Origin of the sequence: Nitrososphaera sp., from assembly GCF_050748925.1 — an archaeon.
Taxonomy (GTDB): domain Archaea; phylum Thermoproteota; class Nitrososphaeria; order Nitrososphaerales; family Nitrososphaeraceae; genus Nitrososphaera.
Map to the genome: position 1 here is coordinate 1 of NZ_JBOGQF010000090.1, position 7,564 is coordinate 7,564.

10 protein-coding genes are annotated in these 7,564 nt (G+C 56.7%); 2 read left to right on the top strand and 8 right to left on the bottom strand.

What is annotated here, in order from left to right; translation table 11 throughout:
* Together ACREAY_RS08245 and cgi121 are read left to right on the top strand one after the other, a co-directional pair.
* Positions 1 to 289: MoaD/ThiS family protein (locus ACREAY_RS08245; protein WP_431755292.1), on the top strand; the 289-nt coding region annotated here is incomplete at its 5' end.
* Positions 279 to 764, top strand: coding sequence for a KEOPS complex subunit Cgi121 (gene cgi121, locus ACREAY_RS08250; RefSeq protein ID WP_431755293.1), 486 nt, complete (start codon positions 279 to 281; stop codon positions 762 to 764). The genes ACREAY_RS08245 and cgi121, both read left to right, overlap by 11 nt.
* Here cgi121 and ACREAY_RS08255 read toward each other — a convergent pair.
* The 8 genes from ACREAY_RS08255 to ACREAY_RS08290 form a co-directional block, all read right to left on the bottom strand.
* On the bottom strand, positions 761 to 1,288 hold the full coding sequence (locus ACREAY_RS08255) for a THUMP domain-containing protein (protein WP_431755294.1): 528 nt from the start codon (positions 1,286 to 1,288) through the stop codon (positions 761 to 763). The genes cgi121 and ACREAY_RS08255 overlap by 4 nt on opposite strands.
* 5 nt (positions 1,289 to 1,293) lie before the next feature.
* Positions 1,294 to 1,905, bottom strand: a complete 612-nt coding sequence (locus tag ACREAY_RS08260) for an L-threonylcarbamoyladenylate synthase (RefSeq protein WP_431755295.1) — start codon at positions 1,903 to 1,905, stop codon at positions 1,294 to 1,296.
* Position 1,906: 1 nt separating this feature from the next.
* Positions 1,907 to 4,027, bottom strand: coding sequence for a hydantoinase/oxoprolinase family protein (locus ACREAY_RS08265; RefSeq protein ID WP_431755296.1), 2,121 nt, complete (start codon positions 4,025 to 4,027; stop codon positions 1,907 to 1,909).
* 67 nt (positions 4,028 to 4,094) lie between these two features.
* On the bottom strand, positions 4,095 to 4,394 hold the full coding sequence (locus ACREAY_RS08270) for a hypothetical protein (RefSeq protein WP_431755297.1): 300 nt from the start codon (positions 4,392 to 4,394) through the stop codon (positions 4,095 to 4,097).
* 44 nt (positions 4,395 to 4,438) lie between these two features.
* Positions 4,439 to 4,843, bottom strand: coding sequence for a PPOX class F420-dependent oxidoreductase (locus tag ACREAY_RS08275; RefSeq protein ID WP_431755298.1), 405 nt, complete (start codon positions 4,841 to 4,843; stop codon positions 4,439 to 4,441).
* A 35-nt stretch (positions 4,844 to 4,878) separates the two neighbouring features.
* Entirely contained in the window at positions 4,879 to 5,481 is a 603-nt protein-coding gene (locus ACREAY_RS08280) for a hypothetical protein (RefSeq protein ID WP_431755299.1), read from the bottom strand.
* Positions 5,482 to 5,527: 46 nt separating this feature from the next.
* Positions 5,528 to 6,661 carry a class III poly(R)-hydroxyalkanoic acid synthase subunit PhaC gene (phaC, locus tag ACREAY_RS08285; protein ID WP_431755300.1) on the bottom strand — a complete coding sequence of 378 codons (1,134 nt, stop codon included), beginning with the start codon at positions 6,659 to 6,661 and terminating at the stop codon, positions 5,528 to 5,530.
* On the bottom strand, positions 6,658 to 7,200 hold the full coding sequence (locus ACREAY_RS08290; RefSeq protein ID WP_431755301.1) for a poly(R)-hydroxyalkanoic acid synthase subunit PhaE: 543 nt from the start codon (positions 7,198 to 7,200) through the stop codon (positions 6,658 to 6,660). The genes phaC and ACREAY_RS08290 overlap by 4 nt, the downstream gene beginning before the upstream one ends.
* Positions 7,201 to 7,564 lie beyond the last annotated feature (364 nt).

The window sequence follows — 7,564 nt, forward strand, 5'->3', positions numbered from 1 at the left end:
AGACAGACGATACGGAAGAAGAATCGGCCGAAGAATGATAACCATAAGGCTCCTCGGTGGGGCCAAAAAGGCAGTCGGCAAGACCGTAATAGATCTTGACCGGCAGCAATCCGCCGTTTCTGACATTTTGAAGTTCTTGCAGGGCATGTCGGCTGAGCCCCGGCTGCTGGAGCCGGGCAACCTCATCATTGCAGTGAACGGGGTAGACTCGGCCGCCCTCGCCGGCCCGGCCACCGTCGTAAGCGGCGGCGACACCGTGACCGTGGTGACCGTGGTGCATGGCGGCTAGCGGGTGGACCGTGCTTGTCGCCGGCGTCCGGGATATATCCGGCGACGCCGGAAAATTGCTTGACCGGCTGCGCGCAGACAACCCTGGCGTCTACCTGCAGGCCGCCGATGCGCAGGCGGTGTACGGCGTTGACCACGTGCTTGGCGTGCTCCAGATAGCCTTTGAGGCTTTTTCGCGCAAGGTGATGATAGCCGGCAGGATAGAAACAGAGGTCCTGCTGCGCCTTGCCTGCACCGACCAGATCTCTGACGCGCTCAAAAAAGCCGGGCTAAAGGCCGGCAGGCCTGGATGCTTTATCGCCTTTTCCAAAGACGCGGGCGCAATCCGTAAACTTGGCGAGCAGCTGGGCGGGCTTGACGATTCTGTCCTGATGCCAAGCAAGGAAAAGGCGGCCAAAATGTCAAAGGCGCTGGGCGTCGATAAAATAACGCTCGACTATTTGCTAGAGCGCGCCGCCATCCTGGTAAAGGGCTAGGGGCCGCGCTTTTCAACGACAGAGCTGAAAACCTGCCCGGGCCTGACTACTGATATGCCGGCGTGCTTGCCTATTATCTCGACGAGGACCACCCAGTCCGGGTTTTCAAGGTTGACCTTTCTCTTGACCGCCTCTGCGACGTAGTCGATTATTTCAGCAGAGTGGAGGTGGCTGTGCCTCTTTTCGACCGTGACCCTGAACGACTCGTCCTGCCCTATCCTTGCCGCCGCAAGCTCGCCTGCTGCCCCCTGTATGTCTTCCAGCTCGGGGGCCACTATTTTTTCAATGGGGAGGACCCTGAGGACGTAGCGCACCTCCCACGGCTCTGACGCCACCACTTCCTTTAGCTTTTCAACCACCGCAATAGGGTTCATGGCAGTCCTGGCAAGTATCAGCCCAGTGACGTCGGTTATCTCGGCCTCTGCATCCGGGTCGCCAAACACGTCCAGAAGGTCGAGCGTCTCGTCTGCCGCGTCCTCTTCCCTGAAGCGGAATGTCGAGACGATGAGGTTAAAATCGTTCATTTCTACTAAAGCCCGAGGATTGCATTGATCTCGCTCGCCGCTATGGCGCCCTGCCGGGCTATTGTGGGTTTTGGTCTAGTAATGTCGACGATGGTTGACGCGGTGCCGATGAGCGCCCTGCTGTCGGCCAGCAGCGCGTCATGATCTTCAAGGCGCGATTCCATCACCTGCTGCGCAGTCTTGCACGGCTTTTCTCCTGACAGGTTGGCACTCGTGCCCACGATGTACCTGCATTCCTTCAGCAGCGCAAGGATGCAGTCGTTTGCCGGCACGCGCACTGCAAGGCTATCCCTGCCGGCGGTGACCTTGCCGGATATCCGCCTGTCGACAAGCGGAGCGACCAGCGTAAGCGCGCCGGGCCAGAACCTGGACGCAAGCAGCCTGCCTGTCTTTCCAAGGTCTACCAGCTCTGCCGCCGCGTCGACGTCGCTGACGAGCACCGGCAGCGGCTTGTCTTCGCTCCTGCCCTTTATGGAAAATATCCTGCCGACTGCCGCGTCGTCAAATGGGTCGCACCCGATGCCGTATACCGTGTCGGTGGGAAATACTATCACCCCGCCCTTTTTCACGATGGCGGCGCACTGCGCTATTCCGTCGGGGCAGTTGAATGCCTGCAATCTATCTCAGCCTTATGATTGCAGCCACATCCTTGGCAGCCGCCTTTTTCAGCTCGTCTCGCACCGCCTTTGAAACGTGCTCGGGCGCCGTGAGGCTTGAAAAGTCCATCAGCTTTACCCCGTCGAGGATGTGCACCTGCGGGGCGAGGTCGTTGCCGCCGTCCTTGTGCTCGTGCAAAAAATCGTCGACCCTGTCTGCCACGTCGTCGGGCGCGCCGTTGAATATCGCGGCGTTGTCGACTGAAAGCCTGACCCTGCCATACCTGTCAAGCACGAGCACCGGCTGCTTTTTCGACTTCAAAAAGAGCTTTTTCTTGCTCATCTCGCAGGCAAAGATGTGGTAGTTCTTCATGTCAAATATCCGCTGGACTCCTTCGTTGACGCCGAAAAGCTCGCAGGCAAGGACGTGCGCGTCGCTGTCGTTGATCTCTTGCGCGTTCGCGGTCCCGATGTCAAGCGACACGTTGCCCATCGCAGTCACGCGCAAAAGCGATCGCTCGCTGACGTACTCTGACTGGATGGTTATCGACTCGGCGAGTGCTCCGCGCTCAAGGGCAGTCCTTTTCACCTCCTCTGCAAGGGCGGAGATGTCGTCCGGCTTTGGGTCGTTGATTGTTTTTTCGGCCTCTTCGTGGATCATGGCCGCCGCGACGCCTATGGACGAGATCACTTCGGCGTGCTCGGCTATCCTTGCCTTCAGCTGCATCTTGGCCGCGACGTATGGCACGAGCACCGACGCGCCGCCCCCGCCCCCTACAAAGACTATCCGGTCGCGCCTCAGCTTGTACTCTTTTATCATGGGCTCGATTATCTCCAGCACTTTTTTTGAAGAGACGTCAAGTATCATGGCCGCCGCCTGCTCCATAGTCGTGCCGAGCCTGCTCGCAAGTATCGTCAGGGCGGCCTTTGCAGATTCTGCATTTGCCCTAGCATAGTCGCCTTCCGGCACGACGCCTAGGGCGTTGGCTGCGCACGTGTTTGTTATCGCAAAGCGCCTGCCGCCTGCCTCGATGGCGACATAGTCTATCGGGTCGCCTTCCTTTGGGCTGAACGTGATTATCTGGCCGCCTTCCAGCTCTTCAGGCGAAGCATAGCACGAGTAGGGCAGGCCGGCGATGTGCGCCGACCTCGGGCCCACGTCTGTTATCTTGCGCCCTGACCACCTGACAAGCGAGCCTCCTGCGACGCCTGCCACCCTGACATCAAGTGAGCGGATGCAGGTCGGGTGCTGCATTATCGTGACGTAGCGGACCTCTGGCCTGCCGTCTTTGATGACGCAGACGTTGGTGGACGTGCCGCCCACCTCTACAAACACCCCGTCGATGACGCGCAGGTGCAAGAGCGCACCTGCCACGCTTGCCGCCGGCCCCGACAGGACCGTAATTATGGGCTTGCTCTGGAAGGTCGCCATGCTGGTGACGCCCCCGTCGCCTTTCATGATGAGGACGGGCGCGGCTATGCCTTCATTGCGCACGGCAGACTCGACAAACCTTGCCGTAGCGGTTGCCTTTGGCAGGATGCCTGCGTTGATGGCCGCCGTGAGGGTACGTATCTCCAGGCCATAGATGCCGGTGAGCTCGTGGCCTGCAGTCGCCGGCATGTCGGACTTTTGCATGACAAACTGCTCGTTGCTGGGGTCGTCGACGCCATATGCTTCGCTGACCACGATCACCTCTGCGCCTTCCTGCTTTAGCTCGGAAATCGCGTCTTTTACCTGCCTGTCCTCCAGGTACTTTGACGTGTCTAAAAAGCGGTAGCACGTGTGGAGATACTTGTTTGGCGCCAATTCGACATCTTTGACATTCGTCCGTTTGATGACGTTTGATTTTTCAAGCCCGACGCCCATGCCGACAATGCCGACCTTGGCGGTGTCGCCTTCGAGCAGCGCGTTTACGGCCTGGGTGGTGCTGTGGGAGATCAGCTCGATTTCAGAATTCTGGATAGAGTGCTTTAGCATCAGGGTCTTTAGCGCCTGGACGATGCCTGTAGAGACGCCCTCGCTTGAAGAGTGCGTCGTGGGCACAGTCACCTTGCCTACAATGCCTCCTTTGGCCATGTCGATGGCGACTGCCTTGGTGAAAGTGCCCCCTACGTCGATGCCAACCCTGATACGCCTTTGCATAAGATATTAGGCAAGCCTAACTCGGCTGACTTGTAATTTAAACTCTGTGCGTCACATAATGGCAGGATCAGGTGACAATTTTTGGCAGCGCAACCCTGGCAAAAATAAACGTAAAAGGCAACGAAATCGCCATCGCGACGCTTGCAAGGTAATACTGCATTGTCTTGTTGGCCCAGCCCACGCATTCCTCCACCATGGCTGTCGCATACTTGCGACAGTCTTCGACTCTTTCGATTAGCGACGACCGCTCGAAAAAGGCCTGCATTGCATCGTTTATCGGATTTTCAGTATTCCACACTACAATGTAGGATACGATAGCAAAAAAGGTGTATGCGGCCAGAACCAGCATCTTGCTACGGACACCCAAGTCTAATTCCAGTATGCCGCGTCAGCGTAATAAACGAGCTCTGACTAGCGCGGTTTTGTGTGCGCCACCTTCTCCGGCTTTATCCTGAGGATGACGCGCTCCTCACCAGGGCTGCGGCCTGGGTACCTGTCCATGCCAAGGTACTTTTTGGCCATCTTGTCAATGTGCTCGTCGGCGCCCTGCCTGGTCTGCTCGACTACCTTGCCGCGTATGCTTGCCATGTGGTACGGGTTGTTCTTGTCGATGACAGACACTGCTATGCGCGGGTCCCGTGTCACGTTCTTTTGCTTGACCCTGCCCATCGCGGTGTTGACGAGCACCGTGCCGTCCTGCTCGACGTCGACCCACGTCGGGGTGATCTGGGGCGACCCGTCTTCCATGATGGTCGCGACGAATACAAAGTTCTTGTCATGCAATAGCGGCATTATTTCTGACATTTCGTTTGCCATGCCGCTCTTTCTCTCCCATCCCTAATTAACTCGCGCTAGTCGACCTTGTTGTGCTTTCTGAACGCAAAGTAATAGCCACTTGCCGCAATCGCGACCGCGATTACGTACCAGACCGGTATGACAAAGATGCCCAGGTCTATTGCGCCGATATGGATCGACGTCCAGTCGGAGAGCTGCATCAGCAGGCCGCCCTTTGGGTCGCTTGCAAGCGGCACCAGCGCCCTGTTTGCAAACCACGCAAAATCCTCTATCAATATCGCGGCTATCAGGTTGGCGGCGCCCATGAAAAACGCCTTTCTCCTCTTGTGCCTGCCCAGCAGCTTGAACGACATGTCGTCCCACAGCGCGGAAAAGCTGATGAGCACGAATATGAACAGCATGGGGAAAAGGTGGTACTGGTACATGTTGCCGATGATGGGCTCTGTCTCTCTGCTCCTGTTCCCGTTCGTCTCGACGACTTCGACCCTGCCGTCCGTTATCTGGAGCGCGGGGTCCTTGATGTAATAGTATTCAAGGTGCGCAAAGCTGACGGCAAAGATGGCGCATATCACAGCAGTCCCGATGAACTCGATCTTGCGTGCTCCGAGGTGCTTCAGGATGTGCTCGCTTTTCGTCAGGTTGCGATGGTCTTCTTCCACGACAGTAATGGCCCGGAACATTACTTTACTCTTTTCGAATCTGCTTCTATTGCGAGCGTTCCTTGAGCCACTGGCCGACCTTTGGCAGGACGTTGTTCTGCGAGTACGAGCTCGCTATCAGGCCCACGTGGCCGGTGTGGAAGCGCATCAGGCGCTTGTCTGTGCTTGACACCATGTCGTTGAGCGGCGTGCTGCACTCCGGCGACACCAGGTGGTCCTCGTCTGCCACGATGTTGAGCACCGGGACGTTTATCTTGGACAGGTCGATGACGTCGTCGCCCAGCACGAGCTCGTTTTTGGCAAACAGGTTCTTTTGGTAGATGTCGACTATCCACTGCCTGAATGTCTCGCCCGCTATGGGCGGCGTGTCATAGAGCCACTTTTCTATGCGCAAAAAGTTGCCGACAAACGAGTCGTTGTCGATGTTTTGCACCAGGTTGAAATACTTGGCAACTCCTTGCTTGAACGGCTTGAGCGCCGAATAGCACGCATACAGCTGCTCTGGTGGCAGGTTGCCTACGGTGTCGCGCATCTTTTCCACGTCCATGTTCTTGGCCATGTTGCCGATTACCGTCGAGTCGCGCTCGCCGTCGATGACCGGCGCAAGCACGGCCAGGTTGCGCACCTTTTCCTGGTGGAGTGCGGTATACATTATCGACATCGTCGCGCCCATGCAATAGCCATGCAGCGTCAGCTTGTCCACATTGTTCTTTTTCAGAACGATGTCGACGCAGTCGTCGATGTAGCCGTTTACGTAATCTTCAATCGCGACGTACTTGTCCACCGCGCCTGCGTCCTTCCAGTCGATGAGGTAGACGTCAAAGCCCTGGCTCAGGAGGCTGCGTATCCAGCTCTTGTCCGGCTGCAGGTCAAGCACGTATGACTTGTTGATTAATGCATAAACCGTGAGAATGGGAGTCTTGGCCGTCTTGCTGACGACCGGCTGGTAGTGCAACAGCCTGTACGCCCTAGTCTCTGCCACGACTTCGTGGGGCGTCTGCCCGACCTGTACGTTGCCCGCCCCGTGCAGGACCGACCTCGTCTTTTCCAGCTTGCGATAGTTTTCCTGGGCGTCTTTTACGGGGTCCTCCCTCGGCTTGGCCGGCGCGCTCGGCGCAGGGACGCCTGGCGCCGCTGGCTGCTCGTCTGTCTTTGAAGGGACGGTCTCCTGGTGGGTCACGGCCTGGTCTCCTTTTTCAGGTTGCGGACCTCCCTTTTCAGTTCATGTATGTCCTTCAGTATCTCGTCCAGCTCGCCCCTCGTGGGCAGGTTCAAAGCCTTAAAGTTCCTCTCAGTTATGCCCTGCAGCGCCCTTGACATGTCCAGCTGCGCGCTGAACAGCTTGCCGTACGTCGCCGAGAACTCGGCCGACGCAAACAGGCCCGTGAAGGCGTTCTCGAAAGCCTCTATCATCGCTTTTCGGTAATTGTCAAAGTCTTCCTTTACCATGTACTGCTTTGGCGCGTTGCGCGCGGTCTCTGCGGACGCTTTTGCATAGGCGGCGTTTACAAGCTCCCAGTACCTGTCGAGGTGGGTCTTCATGTCTGCCATCACCTTGCCAAGGGCGACAAACTCGTTGGCATAGGAGGAAAAGTCCTTGGAAAAGGCGTACATCGGGCCTATCGTGGGCATCTTTAGCACCTCTCCCCACGCGTCAAACATCTTGTTAACCTGGTCAGGCGAAATGCCCGGCTGGCTGCTATTTGTTTCATTCGTCATTATTGTGTCTCCTTAATTATTGGCAACATTAGGACAGCACTGACTAACTATTATAGTTTCTTGGCCTAGGAAATACACTGGTAGAAGAGTTATATTGTAAAATTTATAATATAATTGCAAATATCTGGCGGTTCTGCAATTGCAGATTGTTTGTAGTATCAGCTGAGAGGGCCATTCGACAGGTGCCCGACTGCAGGAATTCCAATTATTCTAAAAAACATTTTATACAGGGCGCGGTCGCCTTTTTCATGCCGGCTATAGGCCGCGGGCTCGTAGCTCAGCATGGATAGAGCGCCTGCCTTCTAAACTCCGTTGAAGACAGCCGGAAGTCGTGGGATCGAAGCCCACCGGGCCCGCCTTACTC